The organism is Ideonella sp. A 288, assembly GCF_002198735.1.
Classification (GTDB): Bacteria; Pseudomonadota; Gammaproteobacteria; order Burkholderiales; family Burkholderiaceae_C; genus Pseudaquabacterium.
The window spans coordinates 16,875-37,799 of the sequence record NZ_MWLO01000121.1; the positions used below are offsets into that span (position 1 = coordinate 16,875).

Here is a 20,925-nt window from a genome sequence, read left to right on the forward strand (position 1 = left end):
GATTGGACGACCATGCAAGCTGAAGCATTCATTGCCCATCTGGAGCAGTCGGGCGAGCACAGCGTCACCGCTGAAGCCATCGCGTTCCGAGAGTTCTGCTCCGATCTCAACATCTTCTCGCTGATCGCGACGGACCTGCGGGCTTGCCTCGTCAACCACAGACACATATCGCGGTTGGTCAGCGCATCGACGCTCAATCTGGCTTCCGGGAGTTGGTTCACGATCAACCTCATCCTCGTCACGCCAGCAAGCCGTTCGGCCGAGCTGCTCACGTTGCCGTCGGATGTTGTGTTCTGTCCCTTGGGCCCATTGGCGTTCGAGACCTGGGATCTCCTCGATTACTCAAACGCCGACTATTCCCTCCACTCAAGGGCCAGTCTGGCGCACTCCGGAAACCTGCCCAAGGGCCGTGTCACGGCCATTGAATCGGCACGGCAGACCATCGTACTCTCAAGCGATTCACCCACATTGGCACTCACGCTGAACAACAGGCGAAACAGCCTGTTCACCTGGCGGTTTCGCCGAGCCGACGGTGCTCCGGCAGGACACTTCAACAACTTTCCAAGCACCACCATCCTCGAGTTGATGACCAAGACGCTGGGCACCTATGGCGACGAAAGCAGCTTGGCTGCTCTTGATTCCCTGACCGAACACGAGAGCGATACCGTTAAGTGGCACGCAGCAGAGGCCATGCTGAAGATCGACCCGACCCACGGAGCAGCGGCGTTCGCGAAGCTCTCGCTCGCGCCCAACGCATTGCTGCGCAACGCGGCCACCCGCACTGTCGTGGCCATCCAGGCAAAGGAAGCACGATGACCAGGCTTTGCAAGCACAGACACTCCACGACGGAGCAGATCGCTCTCGACGAGTTCCTCGACTATGCCGATGCGCATGTCATCGAGGGCGCGCCGGACAAGCTGTTCCGGCTGGGAGAGCAGTTGTCCATGCTGGGAAACAATCGCCGCTTTCTGTCCGATTTCATGTGCAGCTACATCAAGGCGAATCGGGCCCGCGACCCCTTGGCGGAGATCATTTCACAGTCTGTTGTACTTGCCAGGCGGAAGCACTTCTACCTTCGGGCCAACTTCTGGCTGCCTGCGGCAGAAATGACCCAGGCCGAGAGTCTCCTGTTCGCCTACCACCAGGCGCATGATCACAATTTCGATCTGCTTTCGTATGCCTATTGCGGAACAGGCTATGAAACTGACGTCTTCGAATACGACTACGCGGCCGTCGCAGGCTTTGTCGGTGAAGAAGTTCGAGTCCGCCCGCTTGGGACATTCAGACATGCCTGTGGCGACACCATCATGTACCGCTGCAATCAGGATATTCACATTCAGCAGCCGCCCACCAACCTGTCCGTCACGCTGAATGTGATCCCGACATTCAATCAGCACGGCCTCCTGGACCAGTACTTCTTCGACATCGACGCAACAGATCCGAATCGGGCCAGACTCTCCAACTACGCCTACACCGCCATCGACGCGCGACGACAACTGCTCGAGCTCGTGAGCCAATTGCGCGATGACAACGTGACCGACCTGCTGGTGGAGTTTGCCACCCGTCATGACTGTCGGCGCACCCGGTACAACGCCTTGCGCGCGCTGCAGGACAGCGCTCCGGAAGTCCACGACAGTGTGTGCGCCTCGCTCGGACCCGACGAGCCGGCACTCGTGAGGCACCATCTCGTGGCGAGCGAATCTCCAGCACAGACGACCTGACGGATGTCCGAGCTTCGGGAGCCGTCTGCGCCAGCGGCAAAGTGCATCCACCTCCCGTCCGAGGGAAGCCATGGCGCGATCGTCTGCTTTCCGATCGAGCTCAGAGACAACTCGGGAATCGCCCACGCACTGGAACATATCGTGTGCGGACAGGATGCATACGCACCTCCGCTGCGCGACCTGGCGGTTCCCGGGAGTGGTGTGTGGTTCAACGCGCGGACGGAGTGCGACCACATTGCCTTCTATTTCGAATGCGAGGATCCGGCGCGGTACGTGTCGACGCTTGACGCAGTGCTGGCACAGACCCTTCGTGGCGAGTTCAGCGACGATACGTTTCGCCGTGAATGCTTCGATTCATCGCCGCTGGCGGCGCTGCTGGAGCAGCGTCCCCTGCCACGAGGCGCGGTGTTCTTGGAGATGTGGGGCAGCTTCTTCGGAACCGATCGGCAGGCGCGGAACGCCCTGGCGAGCCGCCTCTGCGCAGGAACCAGCTTCGCGTTCGATCCCGGCGGCGATCCGCTGCAGGTGGCGCGGCTGGATGATGCGGCGATACGACGCTTCCGCGACCGGCACCTGATCGCAGAGAACTGCCTGGTCATGTCATGGGGCTCTCCGGAGGTCGCCCGTCGAACGGCAGAGTTGTGCAGCAGCCAGCCTCGCCGCGAGCCCGTCACTGCCGGACCCACGGACCCGCTTGAAGTGACTGCCGCGCCGCCGCCGGTGTACTCGTCCGGGCGCGTACTGCACTATTCGAGGCGCCTGGGCACAATGGTTGATGCTAACGCACTCGTCATGGCGCAATGGTTGGCTCCGCTGACCCAAGAGTTCGCGCCCGTGTTCAATGCCTTCGGGGAGCGCGAGGGCCTGTCATTCCTGCCGAGTCTGTCTGGCCCGTGCTGGATGAGCTCAGACCTCCATTGGATCGTCGCCATGTCCGGCATCGGTGACGCCGACCCCTCGCAGGCGCAGCGTCTGCAGATGCTTTGCGACACATTGCTTTCCAAGCATGCCGCGCAGGTCTTCCGCGCTTCGTGGCTGGTCGAGGCCGCGCACCGGATTCACGACCAGTACACGCTCGACAGGACACTCCTGCGTCGGCAGGCACCCCTTGCGCTCTTGCAGTTCGAGTTGGCCAGTCCCGGAGCCGCCCTGCAGGACATCGAGCGCAATGTTCACCTCCACATCGATGAGCTCCGCCAGGCAGGTGGCGTCGTACGCTTCCTCGATTCCGTGCTGACCACTGGTCATGAGAGCCGCGTAGTCCAGTCATCGCAGATCGACGGGAACCAGGCCAGGATGAGTCGGTGGACGGAGTTGAGCCAGGCGGCTTCACGGCAGGCATCGCAGGCGCCGACGTCGCCTGCCGACAGGCCATCGCTGCGGAGGCGTGACTGGCTTCGGCCGGCTGCGCGGCCGTCGATGGAAGTCGCGGTCTTGACATGCGAATTCAGCGTAGGCCACCTGCTCGTGAACGTGAGCGAGTTGGCGGCGAATTCGCTGGAGGCACTGCCCTTCCTGCTGGGCTGCTTCGAAAAATGCGCGCACGGGAATTCCGTGCTGCTCCGAACAGGACTGTTCGTGCAGGACTCGGCGGGTCGGTGCTGTGCCGTCGTGGCGATTCGACTGCGCGACGAATCCCCCGCGTCTCCATCGGTTTGCGACGACCTCATCCGGGAATGGACAAAATGGACCGATGGAGACGGCTGGCGTGCGACGGGGTACGAACAGGTCGCAACGGATCAGGGCGCTCGTCTTCGCATTGATGCCTCGAGCATGGCCTATTCGGCTGCGGCGCCGCCAAGCGAGGCGGCCACGCTTGCCACCGGGTGGGCGGGGCCGCGGCAACTGAGCCTGCTCGAGAGGCTGGCCGTCTCTGATCCCACAGCCATCGGCATTGCAGCCGAGGCCTTTGAGTTCCTGCGCTCGGCGCCACGCTTTGCGTTCTGCATGGCCAGTGGTGTCGATGCGAAGACCATCGCCCATGGCTTTCGCGCGCGGGTCTCCGATGGCTGGCCCCGTCGCCCTGTGTCGGATGGCCTGCAGCCGGGCCGCGGCCTCGGTCGGCACCGTCCATGGATCGCCGGTGAGCAGAATGTCTTCGTGGCCAATGCGGCGATCGATACGCGCAACATCGCCTTGATGGCGACGGTGTCGCTCTTGGTGCCGGTACTGGATGCGCACTGGACCGAGAATGCCGTCAGACCCCTGGGACTGGCCTACGAGGCCAAGGTGTTCCTCGATCCGCATCTGTGGGTGCTGAGTCTGATGGGATATCGGGTGGCCTCGTTCGCGGCAATGAAAGGTCTCTTGACCCGCATGAGCCTGCAAAGCGCGATGATCGATCTGACCAACGATCACATCGATGCACTGGCGCAGCAAGCCCGACTGCGACTGCGCGACCACGCCTCGCTTCATGACATGCTGACCTACCGCCTCTATGGGACAGCCACCGGAATGTCACGTCAGTTGGAGGACATCGAGCGAGCGTTGGAGCAGATGACACCCGATCAGCACCGCGATGCTGCACACAGCTGCGTGCTCGTCTGGTGCACGGGAGGCACCTTCGATGCCTCGCCGGTGTTCGACCTGACGGATGAATGAACTGACATGCCGAACGACGACCTGCGATCTGTTCCCGCCGTCCGGTCTGTGCGACCATTTGTGTCTTTCGGCGCCATGACGGACGCGCTGTCGCGCAAGCTGCGCCAGGCCTGGTCGCTGATGTCCTCAGGGCGGCAGCAGCCCATGCCCCGGGGGTGGTTCACCCGGGACGAGATCGCCAGGTTGCATGCGGCGGGCTCGGTGTCGCCAGACGGCCTGGACGACCAGACCTGGCGCGATCTCGACCTCGACACCTACATCGAACAGGCGGCGGGCGACTGCAGCGTGTTCGGCCGGCAATGGCTGTGTGCCCGGCTGCGAGCTTGCGACCTGACGGACCGCTCCGACCCGATCCAGGTGTCACAGCTCCGGGCGCTGGTCGACGACCCTGGATTGGCGCGCTCATGGATCGACGCCACGGCGGCCATGCGTTGCGCCGACGCCGAGGTGGCGGGCACGCTGTTCGCGCCGTCACCCACTGTGCTGCCGACCTGGGTGTCGCTGCTCTGGCTGGTGCCCGTGTGCTTCTGCCTCGCGCTCGCACTGATCGTCGCCGGCCTGCGGGGGCCTGGTGCGCTGTTGATACTCGCCACCCTGGCCGCATCGGGTGCAGTGCAGATTCGCCTGTATGGACCATCGGCCACATGGCGGAAGCAGAAGCGTGCGATCGGCCAGCTCGTGTCGTGCGCCTTGCAGATGGCCGAGCTGGACTCGCCGCATCGCCGCGGGCGGTCGACCGAGCAAGCCGCCGAAGGGCATTCGCACGCAGCGCGGCTTCCCGAGCTGAAGCCGCTGTGGGCCGCATTTGGCCCCACCTGGCTGGAACGACTGGCTGGCCTGGCCGAGTACGCCGACCTGATCCTGCTGTCCCAGTACCGGCGCCTGGCCATTGACCTCCAGAACCTCGGACGGCACCGCCAGGCATTGCAGGCGGTTTACCTCGCCATGGGTCAGCGCGAAGCCAACGCCTGGCTGGCGTGCCATCTTCGCAGCAGCGAAGGTTTTTGCTGGAACGATGCCAGGAACGGCTTTGCCGGCGCGTCGCTGACTGGCATGCGAAATCCCATGCTGTCCAGGAGTACGCCGATCGACCTGGCGTTCGGTGACCGCGGCATCTTCCTCACGGGCAAGAACGGCAGCGGCAAGAGCACGCTGCTGCGCTCGCTGGGCATGAACACCGTGCTGGCGCGGACCCTGGGCTTCTGCATGGCCGACGCCGCATCGGTGCCCCGTGCCCTGGTGCAGACGAGCATCCGGATCGAGGACTCGCTGCTGCTCGGACGCAGTCTCTACGTCGCCGAACTGTTGCGCGCGGCGAGCATGCTCGAACGGGCCAACGGTGCCGCGGCCTGCCTGACCCTTTTCGACGAGATCTTCCGCGGGACCAACCACATGGAGTCGGTCAGCGCCGCGGGCGCGGTGATCCGTCGGCTGGGACGGCAGGCCACCGTGGTGGTGTCATCGCACCACGTCGATCTGGCACCGCTGGTGGATGGCACGACACGTCCGCTGCTGCTCAGCGCCACGTCCTCGGGGCTCGAGTTGCTGCCTGGCGTGCTGGTCGAGACGAATGGCATCGATCTGCTGCTGTCCCAGGGCTTCGACGCCGAACTCCATGCGACCGCCCTGCAACTGCACCAGCGGCTGGCGGAACGGGCGCTGCGACCACTGGGGGCCGACCCCACGCCATCCCCGTGACGCGGCCATGGCAGGCGATCAACCCCGCTCGCGCACCCTCATCCTCAAGCCCACCGGCGCCATCGTGAACGACAGCCGCTCGGGCGGATCGAGCCCATCGGGCGTGTCGACCGACTGGATCTCGAAGCGGCCCAGCAGCAGCGCGATGGCCATCTTGATCTCCAGCAGCGCATCGAGATGCGGCGGGCCGAGCTGGCCTGCTGCGCCGGGCCGCCATCGGCCATCCAGCGCGCCGGATCGAACACCGTGGCGCGCTCGACCTGATGGACGCTCAGCATTCATTGCTTCGTCGTCCCAGAAGCGCTGATGCAGGCGCTGAGCGACGTGGCTCTGTACCGCGTGGGGCGACGGCTGGTCGGCGGCGCGCAGTCCAGCAGGCGCAGGCCGGGCGGCCCGTCGGACTCAGTTCTTCCAGGCCTTGCGAGCCGACAGCACCGGGTCCAGCACATTGGTGCTGCGCGAGACCTTCAGCAGCGGCCCGACGCGCAGGCCGTCGAAGGGCGATCCCTTGATGCGATTGCCATCCATGTCGAAGCTGGCGATCTTGCCGCCTTCATTGACGAACAGTCGTCCCTTTGAATCGACATGGTTGGCCGCCGTCTCACCCTTCGCCAGCAGGCGGAATCGGCCACTGGCCACCGCGCCGGTGTCCAGCCAGCGCAGCGTGGCCACATCGGGCGAGCCGGCGCGTGACAGCAGCAGGGTCGAGTCGCGGCCGTTCACCGACATCGTCAGCCGGCTGCTGCCAGTGAGTCCCGGCGTGGCGATCTCGGCGTGCAGGCTCAGCGCCGGCGACAGCGACAGCAGGCGCTTGCCGCCCTTGCAGGCCACGATCAGGCGGTCCTTGCGATGGTCGTAGGACAGCGCGTCGACGCTGGCTCGCGCGTCGAACCGGGCCAGTGGTGCGTCGCCTGTACGCTCGTCGAGGTCGTCTGCGTCAAAGGCCAGGATCTGCGAGCCCTGCACCACGAACAAGCGTGCATGTCGCCCGCCATGGGCGATGAAGCGTGCACCGGTCACGCCCTGCAGGCGGGTCCAGGTCCTGTCGCCCAGGTTGAGCGTCCAGACCTCGCCACTGCCTTCGGCCAGCACCGTGGCAAACGGCGCGCTGTGGTGCATGGCGATGTCGGCCAGCGGCGCCTTGAAGGGCAGCTTGATCTTCGCGGTCGTGACCTGTCCGGTCGCCACGCCTGCCGTGTAGAGCGCCACGGCGCCGGCCGTGAGGTTGGTCAAGGCCATCAGCGGCAGGATGGCCATCCAGCCATCGATGAAGACGTAGGGATCCGTCCCCGTGCCCCAGCGCAGCACCTTGACCACATCGCCCTCGATGTTGCGGGTTTCCTCCACCGGGTGCACCTCGCGCACCTGCGTGGCCGACTGCGTGTTCAGGCTGCCGCCGCCCTGGATGGGGTCGTGCGCCTGCAGGGTCAGCACGCCGGCCGAACTGCGTTGCAGCCCCACCAGGGTGATCGCATGGCCGGTGCCGCGCTCGAACTCGCCGTCGCTCAGCGTATACCGACCGTACGACACCGTCATGTTTCCGCCGGCCTTCAGCATGTTGCGGATGCTCTTGTACGACACGTTCTGGTTGTCGCGCGCCCGGCGTGCGTAGACGAAGGCCGGGATGCCGTGGTCGTCCAGCCAGTCGACCAGGCCGTCGAAGGCATCGCTGGAATTGGTGCCGTCCTCGGCATCGGTGTCCATGGTGTCGCCCATGGCGAGCAGATTGAACACCCGGTGCTGCGAGAAGTTGGTGCCCTAGGTCAGGGCCTGGGGCCTGCCGTGCTCGGCGTAGAAGTACATCCAGTTCAGCACCGAGGTCGGCACGCAGTAGTTGTCACCGTTCTGCGGCAACGCGTCCCAACGCTGATCGATGTCGGGGACTCCGCTGATGGCGTAGCTGAAAGCCATGGTTGCACCTTTCAAAGGATGGGTCGATGGGTGGTCGAGGCCGAGGCCGAGGACCGGCGGATTGTGGGGTCATCCGGGGTCGATGCCTACAGTGTCAGCTGCGCGTTCCGCATCCGGCGGCGGATCTGCCGTGCGCTGCGTCAGCCGACATGGCGACGGGACAGGCGCCAGGCAACGCCGCCGCATTGGGCAGGCACGAGCCGAGCAGCACGCCGGGGACCAGACCGACGCGGGCCAAGGCCCGACACTCACCCCCGCTCGCGCAGTCTCATCTTCAACCCCACCGGCGCCATGGTGAACGACAGCCGCTCCGGCGGCTCGAGCCCATCGGGCGTGTCGACCGACAGGATCTCGAAGCGGCCCAGCAGCAGCGCGATGGCCATCTTGATCTCCAGCAGCGCGAGGTAGCGGCCGGGGCAGATGCGCGGGCCGGCGCCGAAGGGCATCGAGATGCGGCGGGCCGAGCTGGCCTGCTGCGCCGGGCCGCCATCGGCCATCCAGCGCGCCGGATCGAACGTCGTCGCCTGCTCGACATGCTGCTCGCTCACGCTGTCGTGGCGGAACAGGCACAGCACCACACCGCCGGCGGGCACGCGCACGTCGCCCAGCGCGGTGTCGTGCAGGGCCTGCAGCGTCAGCATCGGGGCCACGGGCTTCAGGCGCATGGTCTCGTGCGCGCAGGCCTCCACCCAGTCGAGCCCGGCCATCTGCTCCATCGTCAGCGCGGCAGGTTCGGGCGCCAGACGGCGCACCTCGTCGGTGGCGCGCGCCAGGGCATCGGGGTGGCGCACCAGCAGGTGGATCATCCAGGCCAGTGTGTTGGCGGTGGTGTCCTCGCCGGCCAGCAGCATGGTCATCACGTTGCCGGCCACCTCGTCGTCGCCCAGGCCGCTGTCGGGCTGGTCGGCGGCCACCACCATGGCCTCGAGCAGGTTGTTCGGCCGCTCGCGCAGCGCCGGGTCGGCCTGCAGGCGCGCACGCGCCTGCGCGATGAAGCCGGCCACTGCGGCATTGACTTCGGCCATGCTGCGCTCGAGCTCGCGGTCGGCCGGGCGCTTGACCCAGCGCCACACCGGGAAGGCCGCAAAGGCGCGGCTGAACAGCGCCGGGAAGATCTTGTCGAGGTGGCGCTGGATCACGTCCTCGTCGGACGACAGCGTGTCGACCTCGGCGCCGAAGGCCAGGCCGGCGATGGCGTCCACCGTGTAGCGCATCAGGTCGGCCTGCAGGTCGATGGCCAGGCCGTCGCGCGCGGCCTGCTGCCAGCGCTGCCCCAGGCGCTGGGTGACGCGCAGCAGCGACGGGAAGTACGAGCGCACGTGCGCCGGATCGAAGCCAGCCATCACCATGCGCCGCTGCCGCCGCCAGGCCTCGCCGTTGACGCCGAAGACGCCGGGCTTGAGCCCCATCTCGCGGCCGATCTCCTCGAGCCGCGACGTGCGCCGGAAGCCGTCGGGCCGGTCGCGCAGCACCTGCGCCACCTGCGCGTGGTCGGCGATCACCAGGATGTCGCTGCCGCGCAGGCGCAGCCGGTACGAGGTACCGAACTCGTGCGCCCAACCCTCGAGCTGGCGGTGGAAGCGCGGCAGGTCGATCTGCAGCCCGTTGCCCACCACGGGCACGCCGCGCGGGCCGGGCAGGCTGGCGATGTCGCGCAGCGGCGCGGGTGGGTCGTCTTGCCGGGTGGTGTGGGCAGTGCGGTGCATCGCGGGCTCCCTGGCCGGGGGCTGACCCCGGGACCTGCAGTCTAGTGGGGTGGGCGGTTCAAATCTGCGCCCACCGCCGGCCCCCTTGGCCGCCTGGGGGCCCGGCCTTCAACGCGCTGGGGGACGGCGGCAAGCGATCCGCCGCTGACGTTCGCCGCACCGCGCCGAGCGTTCGGAATGCAGCGTCTGCGGTCGGTCGCCGCTGGACGCCGAGCTCACGGTGGGGGCCACATTGCAGTCGCTCGGGCGAGCGCGCGGCATCACCGCCAGAGGCAGGTATCAAGGTACTGCGGACGTTGCTGAAGACAGTGGTCGCGGTACGACGAACACGCCGCATGACCAGGGGGCGAACTTCGTCCCGATCAGGTCCAACGACTGCTCCTCCTCGGCTCGAGGGGTCACTGCCGACCCAAAGCAAACCAGTAGACTTCGCCCGGCAGTCCCGTGGTAGCAGATTCTTGGAGCGGCCAGCGGCGCTTTCGCCAACAAGGAGGGGCGCACGATGCGAGAAGAGTATCGAGTTGGGCTTGACTACTTGGGCGCAGCGACGGCGCTTCTGCGACGGGCTCGCTGCGCTCATCCCACTGCCGGGTTGTTGGAGGCTGCCGACCTGCAGTGGTGGTGGCGCGCCTCGCGGCCGACCGACGTGTTTCCGCAGCTCTTCTGGTTCGATGACCGAGGTCAACCGGAAGCCGCGCTGATTGCCACTGACTGGGGCGATGGTGTTGCGCTTGATCCGATCGTCTTGCCCGATGCAAAGCCCGCCTGGATCACTCACGTGATCGAGCGCGGGCTTGCCTATGCTGGCGAATCCGGGTTCAAGGCCATCGAAATCGCGGTTGACCGCACTGATGATCTCTTGTGTAGGCTGCTGACAAGCCGCGGCTTCGCGATGACGCCGGGCGCGAGTCTTGAGGTCGTCTGCTCTTGGCGGGCCGCCCACACTGGACACATGGGCAGCCCGCTGCACGACGGGTATCGGTTGTGTAGCCGGCTCGAAACCGAACAGTTCCCGCATCACATGGCCGGTCGAAGCGGGCAAGATGTCGGAGAACGGCTTCGGCAAACCTCACTTTACCGATCCGACCTCGATCTGCTGATACTGGATCAGCACGACCAAGTCGCAGCCTATGGCCTGTTCTGGTTCGATCCGCAAACCGCCACCGGCCTCGTCGAACCCATGCGAACCGAGAGCGCACATCAGCGACGAGGGCTCGCCCACCATCTGCTTGCTGCGGGCATGAGTCGTCTCGCGCACGCCGGCGCACAGCGCATCAAGCTCTGCTACAGCCCCGAGAACCAAGCAGCCCGAGACCTGTATCTCAGCCATGGCTTTGTGCCGCATCAGCAGACGGCGGTGTTCTCGCAGCGTGACTTGGCAAGCGCTTCATAAGCTCGATGTGATGGTGCTTGGTTCGATCGGCTGCTCCTGGCCGCCAGTGTGAGTACGAGGCGGCGCCAGGAAGCGGCCTCTCGGCGCACGAGACCGGGCTGCCGAGGTCGGTCAGCCATCAGTGGCAACGCCGGCGCACATCTGCCACGCCCGCCCCGCAGGAGATCCCTTCGCCTGGCGGATTCACCATTTCGCCTGGTTCAACCCCAGCGTGTTGCCGAAGGGATCGATCAGCAGCGCCACGCGCGCGCCGAAGTCTGTGACGGCGGGGCCGCGATGCAGTGTGGCGCCACGCGCCAGCAAAATTGGCCCGTGCGGAATCGAAGTTGGCCACCTCGCAATAGGGCGTGGTGACGGCCACGCCGCCGGGGTTCTTGCCGTCGGCCGGTTGGAAGTCGGTGATCACACCGCGCGACGTGCGCACGAACGCGCAGCGCGGGTTCTCGTGCTCCACCGGCAGGCCCAGCAGCGCTGGCATACCAGGCGGCGGCCGCGTCGATGTCACTCACAAAGAGCACCACAGATTCGAGTTGCCGCAGCATCGTGTCAGGGCCAAATCTGAGCGGCCAGCGTGGCGAAGTCGGGCGCGGCCTGCCAGCCGGGCACGGCAATCTGCGCCCGCAGGTTGCTGTAGCGGTGCAGCAGCATCAGCCGCAGCAAGGCTTCTCGCTGGCCACGATCGAACGGGCGGCCGTGGTAGCCGTCGAAGAGCGCGTCGACGCGCGACGCGTCACCCGCGGCCAGGAAACAGAGCGGCCCCAGCCAGTCGTACTCGCGGGGGCCAACGAGGCCGTCGCCGAAGTCGAACATGGCCGACAGTCCGCTGCCTTGGTGCAACAGGTTGAAGGGCGTGTACTCGCCAGTGAGGATCACGTCCGGGCCCTCGGGCACTGGGCTGAGCAGGAAGGATTCCAGTTGCGCCAGCAGATGCGCAGGCAGGCCGGTGCGCTGCTGGCGAGCGTGGCAGCGCTCACGCTGGCCCTGCAGGAAGTCGGTCCAGCGCGGCGCCAGCGCCGGCATCGGACCCAGCGGCAGCGCATGCACCTCGGCAGCCAGGCGGCCAATCGCGCGCAGCACCGCACAGCGTTCGTGCTGCTCCAAGTTGGGCCAGACACGATCGAGCGGCGTGCCCTGCAGTTGCGTCATCACGATGTAGGGCCAGCCAGCGTGCTCGGCACTGTCCACCAGGTGTGGCGTAGGCACCGAAAGCCGGCCCTGAAGGTGCCCGAGCATCGCGCGCTCGAACTCGAAGTGGTCGCGCAGAAAAGGCGGGTAGAGCTTCAGCACCAGCTCGCGACCCAGAAGCGCCACCAGCACCGTGCCCTCGCCGGCCGGCACCGCTGGCGCGCTGGAGTAGCGGGCGCCGAGCGCGGCGACCACGCCGATCCAGCGCGCAGGGTCTTCCTGCAGCGAGTCGAAGTCGACGACGCCAGGGTCGGCAGGCAACTCAGGTGATGCGGCCAAGGATCAACGGCAGGAGCGGTGTGCGGTAGGACCTATCTTGATGGCTGCGCGCCCCTGACGCAAGGCCGCCACGCGGCCACCGGGTCGCCAGCTTCGCGCGCACCGCCCAGCGTCCTGATCGTCCGGCGCAGCGCCCGCAGTGCGCCTTGATCAGATCTCTGTCTGTTCCGAGATTTCCAGTGCGTCGTCCACCTCGATGCCAAGGTACCTGACCGTCGATTCCAATCGATCGAATGGCCAAGCAGCAACTGCACCGCGCGCAGGTCTTCGAGGATCCGAGCGTACTGCCGCGTCCCCAGATGTGGCGAGTCGTGGATGCGGCTCGGAAACACGAAGTCGTCGGACTTCAGCCCGGCATGATGGATCCACTTCTGCACCGCATCGCGGGTGGCCGGGGTGATCTCGAACTGCACCGGGCGTTGGGTCTTGTGCTGCATCACCAGGGCGCGGGCAGCGACCTGGTCGCCATGGCAGATGTCCCTGACCTTCAGGGCGGCGAGATCACAACCGCGGAGCTTGCTGTCGAGGCCCAGGTTGAACAGTGCGAGTTCGCGAATCCGGTTCTCCATCTGGAGACGCACACGGAGCGCCCAAAAGTCCTTGGTCTTGAACGGTGCCTTTTTGACCGACGATCTTGCCCTTGTTCCATGGCTCGCGATGAGGAGCGTTTGCTGCGGATCCCATGATGGTCTCCCCATCGAGATGAGGGCCGCCCAAGATGCGCCCAGCCGACTCAGGCGAAACTGCCTCCGGTCATTCAGCTCGCCGGTCGGCCTCACGTGAAGCCGCCAAGTTGCAGCGCGAGCGGGAACGTGCATCAAGTCCATGGGAAACACTTACCAGTGATGCAAGTTTGACCGCCGTCTGCGCTGCTTTCGCATCCGAGAATGTTTCAAGCGGAGATGCAGTACCGATGAGGTCTCTTGGGTGAACGCAGCAGGGCTTGATGCATCGGGGGTGGGTGGAGCTTCCCGCCTTCGCATTGGGTCTTCGGTCGCCGTGGTGAGCGCCGATGGAAGTGGTTATGAGTTGAGGGGCAGTGCGGCGGTGGTGCTGGCCTGGGTCGTGCTGGAAGGCCGTGCGGATCGGCGGCGGATGTCGGCGCTGCTGTGGCCAGAGTCCGACCCCGCGCAGGCGCGCAGCAACCTGAGGGTGTTGACGCACCGCATCAACCAGCGATTCGGCGGCGAGCTGCTGGTGGGAACAGAGCACCTGGAACTCGACAGGTCGCGGGCGCACGTCGAGTTGCACGACGCCGATGCGGTGCTGGCCGCATTGGCGGCAGGCGGAGCCGCACGCTGCGAACTGCTGGCCGAAGCCGGCGTGGAGGCCCACGCGGGCGAGGACCTGCTGGCCTGGTTGGGGAGCGCGCGCAAGCGGCTGAAGCAAGCGCAACTTGCACAACTGGGCGAGGCATTGACCGAAGCGTTCGCCCTCGCGCGACACACACGAGCCATCGCACTGGCCAGAGCCTGCGTGCAGCTCGATCCGTTGAGCGAGCATGGGCATCGGCGGCTGATGGAGGTGCTGGCGCGCGCAGGCGACCGCGCGGCAGCACTGGCCGCGTACGAGGACTGCAAATCGCTGTTCAAGCAGCACCTCGGCGTGCTGCCCGGCGAGCGGACGCGCATGGTGCAGTTGCACATCCTCCAGCAGCAGGCCTTGCACGCCACGCAAGGGGGGCAGCCGTTGCCGGGCGCAGATGCCGACGAGCCCACGACACCATCCGCTGCAGCGCGCCACCCACTCGTCGAACGTGAAGCGGTGTTGGCCCAGGCGCGGGCGGCGCTCGGGCAAGGCGTGCATGTGGTGGTGCAGGGTGAGCCTGGGGTGGGCAAGACGCGGCTGTTGCGTCGGCTGTCGGCAATGACGGAAGGTCAGTCGGAGCATGTGGCACTGCATGCCGCACTCGGACAGGAGCCGTATGCGGCGCTGGCGCAACTGCTGCAAGAGGTCCAGCCGCGGCGCAGGCCCCGCGTCGGCTTGGCCGAGCAGGTCGAACTGGCCCGCCTGGCGCCGTTGGCCTTTGCAGAGGTCAAGCCGAGCGACGCGGCGCTGTCGGCGCCACGGCTGCACGCGGCGTTGCGGCACTGGTTCCGGTGCCTGGGCGATGCGGGGGTGCGGGTGCTGGTGCTGGACGATGTGCAGTACGCCGATGCGGCGTCGCAGGCGGCGTTTTCGTCCTTGCTGGAAAGCGCGGCCGTTGCCGGCGAGCGCGCGCCGGCCCTGTTGATGGCGCACCGCAGCGGGGAGGTCCAGGCGGTGCTGGATGACGCGGTGACGCAGGCACAAGCGCAGCACAGGGCACAGCGCATGGAGCTGCCCCGGCTGTCGCTGTCGGGCGTGCAGGCGCTGCTGGCGGCGATGGATGCGGCGCCGCGCACGGACCAGGCCGGTGTGTTGGCGCAGCATCTGCACAAGCGCACGGGCGGCAACCCGCTGTTCGTGATCGAGCTGGCGCGACAAGCGCTGGAGCAGGGCGAAGCCTCCGGCACAGCCGACCTGCAGGCCCTGCTGGCCGCCAGGCTCCAGCGCTGCAGCGAGGCCGCGCAACAGCTGGCCGCGGTGGCTGCCGTGGCGCTCGAGCACTTCACGGTCGAGCTGGCCGCGGCGGTGTCGCAGCACACGGCGCTGGCGCTGATGCCCGCATGGCGCGAACTGGAACAACGCGGGCTGTTCGCTGGCCAAGGGCTGGCCCATGACCTGATCCAGGACGCTGTGCTGGCGGCACTGCCACAGCCGATCCTGCGGGTGCTGCATGGGCAGGTGGCCCAGTACCTCGAAGGCCAGGGCATGCAGGGCGCTTCGGTGCTCAGGCACTGGTTGGCTGCAGACGCTGCCGATCGCGCGCTGCCGCATGCGATACACCAGCTCTACAGCGTCAGCGCCGCCGGGCTGCCCACCGCGCAGCAAGAGCTGGCGATGCTCAGTCTGCTCGAACGCGCCAGCGACGAGGTGCTGTTGGCCCACCTTTGGTGTATGGCCGAGATCGGCGTCAGCGTGGGCGAGTTCGTGCCCGACGAGATCTGGCGCCGTGTTCGTGCATTGCGGGAGCGCGTGGAGCGTCTGCCAGGGCGAGCCGACGCCGCGGCCTGGATCGCCTTCGAGACCGCACGCAGTCGCAGGGTCATCGACTTGTCCCCCAAGGCCGCCTACGACGTCCTGGAGCCGGCCGCCGCACGGATGCCGGATCGCGGCATCGAGCGCGCATTCGTGGAACACGAGCTGGCCGCGCACGCGGTCAGCCTGACCGGCATGCCCCACGCGCACCTGCGCCGCGCCCGTCATGCGCTGGCAGGGCTGCCCGATGTGCCGTCGGTCAAGCGCGTGCGCATGCAGAACGATCATCAGTTCGGCATCTATGACAACCCGGTCGAGGGGATCAAGGCCCAGGCCGCCCGCTGGCGATTCGCGCGGCAGCGACATGACATGGCCACCGTGGCCGACGCGTCCGCACTCATCGGCCGCCTGCAAGCGTTCCTAGGCAATGTCACGCGATCCATGAATCACTACGGCCGGGCGGCGCGGGTGCGATCGGCGGGCGGCGAAGACACGCAGGCCTTCCCGGATCCGCTGCTGGTCGGCAAGATTGCATTGAGTGCCGGGCACTACGCGCTGTCGCATCAACTGCTGATGTCCGTTGACGGCCAGGTTGCGCGCCTGCAGCGCTTGATCTATCTGGCGCTGCTCCACCTGCGCATGGGCAACCTGCGACAAGCCCAGGCGCAGCTCGGCCAGGTCAGCCCCGAGGCGCTGCGCGAACATTTCGCCACCCAGGTCGTCCATGGGCACGCGCGCGCGGAGCTCGACCAGCTCGAAGGAAGCGACCCCTTGCCGAGCCTGCGGCAGCAATTGGAACGGGCGCGGGAATTCGGGGTGAGTGGCGTCAACCTGGAGCTGTTGGCGTGGGAGATCACCCTGCGCACCCAGCCCCTGGCCGAGCGGCTGGCTGGCGCCAACGCCTTGCTGGCACAACTGCGGCGCCACAACGTCGGCGGCTACAAGCTGGCAAAGCCCTTGCTCGAGATCGCGGAGGTCTGCGCGGAAGCCGAAGCCCCGCAGTGGGCCGCCGCCGCGGCCGAATCCGCCCGGCTGCTGCGGCGCGGCTGTACCAACGCCATGCTTTATCTTCCCGAGGGACTTGTGCGCTGCGCACGGTTGATCCGGCGTCGCGATGCGCGCGAGGCCGATGCCCTGGTGCATGTGGCGCAGCGCTGGGTGCGCCACGCGCTTGAGCACCTGCCGCCGGGCGCCGAAGAAGGCTTCACACGCCACGTGGTGGTGAACCGCCTGCTCCTGGACAGCGACCAGCAAGCCGTTTATCTGCAGCCCCTGCGTTGACGCATGCGCCGACGGCGTGCATCCAAACGTGAGGCGTGCAAGCGGCTTGTGTGATCTGTTCGCAAGGCTGCGCTGAAGCGCTTGTGAAACGCATGGCCCCAGAGACTGTTTGCCAGAGCTCGTGTCGCGAGCCCCGTCACAAGGAGTCTCCAGATGAAGCCATCGCGTGTTCGTGCTGCCACCTTGAGTGCCGCCATGTTGTGGCTGCCCCAGTGGGCGGCATCGCAGACGGTCAGCAGCTTTACCGTCGTCAACGCCGACACCGGCGCCGACATCGCCACGTTCGTCTCCAGCGGCACGGTCTCGATGGCCAGCACGCCGCGCATCAACCTGCGCGCGAATGCCAGCAACGTCAAGAGCGTGGTGTTCACCGACGGCAGCAGCTCCCGCACCGAGAACACCGCGCCCTATGCCTACAAGGGCAACAGCGGCCCGCTCTACGCTAAGTGGTCGCCGGCGGTCGGCACCTACGTCATCAACGCCAAACCCCACGCAGGCAGCGGCGGGAGCGGCCCCGCAGGTGCCACGGCCACGCTGACCTTGACGGTGATTGGCGCCGTGACGCCTCCTCCTCCTCCGCCGCCTCCTCCTCCGCCACCGCCGGTGGGCACCGACAAGCCCGCCAACCGAAACGAGGCCGCGCGCTTCCTTGCGCAAGCCACCTTCGGGCCCGTGGATGCCGACCTGGACCGCCTGATGGCCGTCGGGTACTCGGCCTGGATCGACGAACAGTTCACGATGCCACGCAGCGGCACGCACCAGGCGTTCTTCGAGACCCTGAACGACGGCGACGACAAGGAGGTGGTGGCGGCCTTCTGGAAGAACGCGCTGACGGGCAAGGACCAGCTGCGCCTGCGCATGGCCTATGCGCTGTCGCAGATCTTCGTGATCTCCCTCGAAGACGGCGACGTGGACAACCACGACCGCGCGGTCGCCGCCTGGCACGACATGCTGAACACGCACAGCTTCGGCAACTACCGCGACTTGCTTCAGAGCGTGTCGGTCAACCCCATGATGGGCATCTACCTGACGCACATCGCCAACCAGAAGGCCGATGCCACCACCGGCCGCGTGCCCGACGAGAACTATGCGCGCGAGGTGATGCAACTGTTCAGCATCGGCCTGGTGGAGCTCAACCCCGACGGCCGCCCGCGCACCGGCAGCCACGGCGCAGCGCTGGAGACCTACACCCCGGCCGATGTGTCGGAGCTTGCCAAGGTGTTCACCGGCTGGAGCTGGGCATGCCCGGTCCCTTCCGACCGGGGCTGCTTCCTGCGGGGCGAATCCAACAACGGCAACCGGGACTATGCAGACCGTGACCTGCGGCCGATGGTCGCCTACCCGGACTACCACAGCGTCGAAGCCAAGTCCTTCCTCGGCACGACCATCCCGGCCGGAACCAGCGCGGCCGAGAGCCTGCGCATCGCGCTCGATCGCCTGGCCGCGCATCCCAATGTCGGGCCTTTCATCGGCCGGCAGCTGATCCAGCGCTTCACCACCAGCAACCCGAGCCCAGCCTACGTGAGCGCCGTGGCGGGCGCGTTCAACAACAACGGTGCGGGTGTGCGGGGCGACTTCAAGGCGGTGCTCAAGGCGGTGCTGTTGCACCCCGAGGCCCGCATGGTGAGCGACACGTCGGGCAAGGTGCGCGAGCCGGTGCTGCGACTCGCGGCCTTCATGCGCGCCTTCCCGCACCGCAGCGTCTCGGGCAAGTTCGACATGGAGGTCACCCTCAACCCGGGCACGGCATTGGCCCAGGCGCCGCTGCATTCACCTTCGGTGTTCAATTTCTACCGGCCCGGCTACGTGGCCCCAGGCACGCTGAGCGCGGCGCGCAACCTGGTGGCACCCGAGTTGCAGATCCTCAACGAGACCAGCGTCGCAGGCTACGTGAACTACATGCGCGACAGCATCAGCGCCGGCGTCGGCCGTTCATCGGGCTCGAGCCTGAACGGGCGCGATCTGCAAGGCGACTACAACGCCGAGTTGGCGCTGGCCACCGACGTGCCGGCCCTGGTCGACCGGGTGACGACGCGCCTGACCTATGGCGCGATGAGCGCGACGCGCCGCACCGAGATCATCAACGCGGTCAACAGCATCGCCATCCCCGGCAGCGGCAGCTCGCAGAGCCAGATCAACGCAGCCAGGCGGCAGCGGATCAACACCGCCATCCTGTTGACGGTGGCCGCTCCCGAGTTCGTGGTGCTCAAGTAACCAGGAGTCGACAACCATGACACACCCCAAGATCATCCCGGGCGCGCCCGCGGTTCACCACCAGGCGTCGCGGCGCCTGTTCATGCGCCAGGCCGGCGCGCTGTCGCTGGCGGCCGGTGCGGGCGCGCCGCTGGCCTTGAACCTGCTGGCGGCCGGTTCGGCCGCGGCGCAGGGTGTGGGCGACTACCGCGCGATCGTCTGCCTGTTCATGTTCGGCGGCAACGACGCCTTCAACATGGTGCTGCCCACCGACAGCGCCACCTGGGCGGCCTATACCGCGATGCGCTCGTCGATCGCGCTGCTGCCACCCGGCACACCGCCGAATCCGGGCGCCAGCGCGGGCTCGGCGGCGCGAATGGGCGGTGTGCTGCCGATCGTGCCCACCAACCCGCAGGGCCGCACGTACGCGCTGCACCCGCTGATGACCCGGCTGCAGTCGATGTTCGACACCGATCGGCGCCTGGCCATCGTCGCCAACATCGGCCCGCTGGTCGCCCCCACGACCAAGGCGCAATACAACACACCCGCCCACCCGCGGCCACCGCGCCTGTTCTCGCACAACGACCAGCAAAGCATCTGGCAAACCATGATGCCCGAGGGGGCCACCCAGGGCTGGGGCGGCCGCATCGCCGACATGGTGGTGGGCGGCAATGCCAGGGCCGTGTTCACCGCGATCTCGGCCTCGGGCAGCGCAGTGTGGCTGTCCGGGCAAAGCGTGCGCCAGTACCAGGTCAGCGGGGCCGGCGCCTTGCGCCTGGGGGCCGACACCAACAACCTCGTCTATGGTTCCGCCACCGTGGCCAATGCCTTGGCCAACATCGCCCGAAGCGCCCAAGGCAGCCATGTGTTCGAGGCCGACGTGGCCGCGACGGCCGCCCGCTCGATCGATTCCGAAAGCATCTTGCGCGGCGCGCTGCGCCCGGCCAGCGACCCGGCCTTCGGCACACCGCCGGCCGGCGGTGGCAGCTACAACCCCAGCGCCGACCCCAAGCTCCAGGTCCTCAGCCCGACCAACGGCAACCCCGTGTTCAGCCCGCTGGCGCAGCAACTGCAGATGGTGGCGCGCCTCGTGCAGGCGGGCGTGTCGGGCGCCACGGGCGTGCGGCGCCAGGTGTTCTTCGTCAGCCTGGGGGGCTTCGACACGCACAGCAACCAGAACCCGCAGCACACCGACCTGATGGCGCGCGTAGCGCACGCCATGGCGTACTTCGACACCGCGCTGGGCGCCATCAACGCGCGCAACAACGTCACCACCTTCACCGCCAGCGACTTCGGCCGCACCTTCACCAGCAACGGCGACGGCACCGACCACGGCTGGGGCGCCCACCAGTTCGTGATGGGCGGGGCGGTGCGCGGCGGCGACCTGTACGGCAGCTTCCCCAAGTTGGTTGCCAGAAACTCCAGCACGGGCGAGTTCGACAGCCCCGATCAGGTGCGCAACGGTGCCCTGCTGCCCACCACGTCGGTCGACCAGCTCGGCGCCACGCTCGGGCGCTGGTTCGGCCTGTCGGACAGCCAGGCGCTGGAGGTGTTTCCGAGTCTGGCCAACTTCAACACGGGGGTGCGCAATCTGGGCTTCACGAGTTGATGCGGCGGGCCTGGACCAGCGACGGCTCTCGATGGCGACACAAAGCCCGTGCCTTGCGTCGCCCTCGGTACCTGCCGGAAGACGGCAGCCCGGCGGCAACTTGGCCCTCGCTCATGTTGGAACTGGCCAGAGACAGCTTCCGTTCCGTGCTCGGCCGAGGTTCGGTACCGACCCACAGCGGCCGGTCGCCCAGCGCACGCAAGCCTGGCCGCTGCGAGTTCCCGAACGACAGGTTTCAGTCGACGAGTCTGAAGCCTTCGTTGGCTCGACTCAGCCAGTTTCTGCTCC

14 protein-coding genes and 1 pseudogene are annotated in these 20,925 nt (G+C 67.1%); 8 read left to right on the forward strand and 7 right to left on the reverse strand.

The features are described 5' to 3' along the window. Positions 1-12 precede the first annotated feature (12 nt). From EOINJALH_RS13450 to EOINJALH_RS13465, 4 genes are read left to right on the forward strand one after another with little or no spacing between them, the layout of a single operon-like run. Positions 13-816: a hypothetical protein gene (locus tag EOINJALH_RS13450; RefSeq protein WP_088280877.1), complete on the forward strand. Its 804-nt coding sequence runs from the start codon at positions 13-15 to the stop codon at positions 814-816. Beyond that, on the forward strand, positions 813-1,721 hold the full coding sequence (locus EOINJALH_RS13455) for a hypothetical protein (protein ID WP_088280878.1): 909 nt from the start codon (positions 813-815) through the stop codon (positions 1,719-1,721). Before EOINJALH_RS13450 ends, EOINJALH_RS13455 begins: the two co-directional genes overlap by 4 nt. A 3-nt stretch (positions 1,722-1,724) precedes the next feature. Next, positions 1,725-4,322 (forward strand): hypothetical protein, encoded by a 2,598-nt coding sequence (locus EOINJALH_RS13460; protein WP_144290025.1) that lies wholly within the window; start codon positions 1,725-1,727, stop codon positions 4,320-4,322. 6 nt (positions 4,323-4,328) lie between these two features. Beyond that, the gene (locus EOINJALH_RS13465) at positions 4,329-6,020 is read left to right on the forward strand and encodes a MutS-related protein (RefSeq protein ID WP_088280880.1); all 1,692 of its coding nucleotides are present in this window, start codon (positions 4,329-4,331) and stop codon (positions 6,018-6,020) included. Between the two features lie 18 nt (positions 6,021-6,038). Here EOINJALH_RS13465 and EOINJALH_RS33170 read toward each other — a convergent pair whose 3' ends face one another. The 4 genes from EOINJALH_RS33170 to EOINJALH_RS13475 form a co-directional block, all read right to left on the reverse strand. Further along, positions 6,039-6,173 (reverse strand): hypothetical protein, encoded by a 135-nt coding sequence (locus tag EOINJALH_RS33170; RefSeq protein WP_255407122.1) that lies wholly within the window; start codon positions 6,171-6,173, stop codon positions 6,039-6,041. A gap of 249 nt (positions 6,174-6,422) precedes the next feature. Next, complete coding sequence (locus EOINJALH_RS13470; protein ID WP_144290026.1) at positions 6,423-7,754, reverse strand: hypothetical protein; 1,332 nt, start codon at positions 7,752-7,754, stop codon at positions 6,423-6,425. A gap of 24 nt (positions 7,755-7,778) precedes the next feature. Then, complete coding sequence (locus EOINJALH_RS31825) at positions 7,779-7,931, reverse strand: hypothetical protein (RefSeq protein ID WP_158219757.1); 153 nt, start codon at positions 7,929-7,931, stop codon at positions 7,779-7,781. A 248-nt stretch (positions 7,932-8,179) separates the two neighbouring features. Beyond that, positions 8,180-9,637: a cytochrome P450 gene (locus tag EOINJALH_RS13475; RefSeq protein ID WP_088280882.1), complete on the reverse strand. Its 1,458-nt coding sequence runs from the start codon at positions 9,635-9,637 to the stop codon at positions 8,180-8,182. A 595-nt stretch (positions 9,638-10,232) separates the two neighbouring features. On the opposite strand from EOINJALH_RS13475, the gene EOINJALH_RS13480 reads away from it, so the two are divergent. Continuing rightward, complete coding sequence (locus tag EOINJALH_RS13480; RefSeq protein WP_158219758.1) at positions 10,233-11,030, forward strand: N-acetyltransferase; 798 nt, start codon at positions 10,233-10,235, stop codon at positions 11,028-11,030. 118 nt (positions 11,031-11,148) lie between these two features. Here the strand turns inward: EOINJALH_RS13480 and EOINJALH_RS13485 are convergent, their stop codons facing one another. From EOINJALH_RS13485 to EOINJALH_RS13495, 3 genes and pseudogenes are all read right to left on the reverse strand, one after another. Further along, positions 11,149-11,508: a hypothetical protein gene (locus EOINJALH_RS13485; protein WP_199873370.1), complete on the reverse strand. Its 360-nt coding sequence runs from the start codon at positions 11,506-11,508 to the stop codon at positions 11,149-11,151. 68 nt (positions 11,509-11,576) lie between these two features. Continuing rightward, complete coding sequence (locus EOINJALH_RS13490; RefSeq protein ID WP_234413828.1) at positions 11,577-12,476, reverse strand: phosphotransferase family protein; 900 nt, start codon at positions 12,474-12,476, stop codon at positions 11,577-11,579. A gap of 168 nt (positions 12,477-12,644) precedes the next feature. Further along, positions 12,645-13,178, reverse strand: a pseudogene (locus EOINJALH_RS13495) (integrase). A 411-nt stretch (positions 13,179-13,589) separates the two neighbouring features. Here EOINJALH_RS13495 and EOINJALH_RS13500 point away from each other — a divergent pair. The 3 genes from EOINJALH_RS13500 to EOINJALH_RS13510 all read left to right on the forward strand — a co-directional run bounded on the left by EOINJALH_RS13500 (position 13,590) and on the right by EOINJALH_RS13510 (position 20,637). Beyond that, the gene (locus tag EOINJALH_RS13500; protein ID WP_158219759.1) at positions 13,590-16,835 is read left to right on the forward strand and encodes an AAA family ATPase; all 3,246 of its coding nucleotides are present in this window, start codon (positions 13,590-13,592) and stop codon (positions 16,833-16,835) included. Positions 16,836-17,030: 195 nt separating this feature from the next. Then, entirely contained in the window at positions 17,031-19,049 is a 2,019-nt protein-coding gene (locus EOINJALH_RS13505; protein ID WP_234413829.1) for a DUF1800 family protein, read from the forward strand. 16 nt (positions 19,050-19,065) lie between these two features. Further along, a complete protein-coding gene (locus EOINJALH_RS13510) occupies positions 19,066-20,637 on the forward strand; it encodes a DUF1501 domain-containing protein (RefSeq protein ID WP_088280886.1) in 1,572 nt (523 codons plus the stop codon). Positions 20,638-20,925 lie beyond the last annotated feature (288 nt).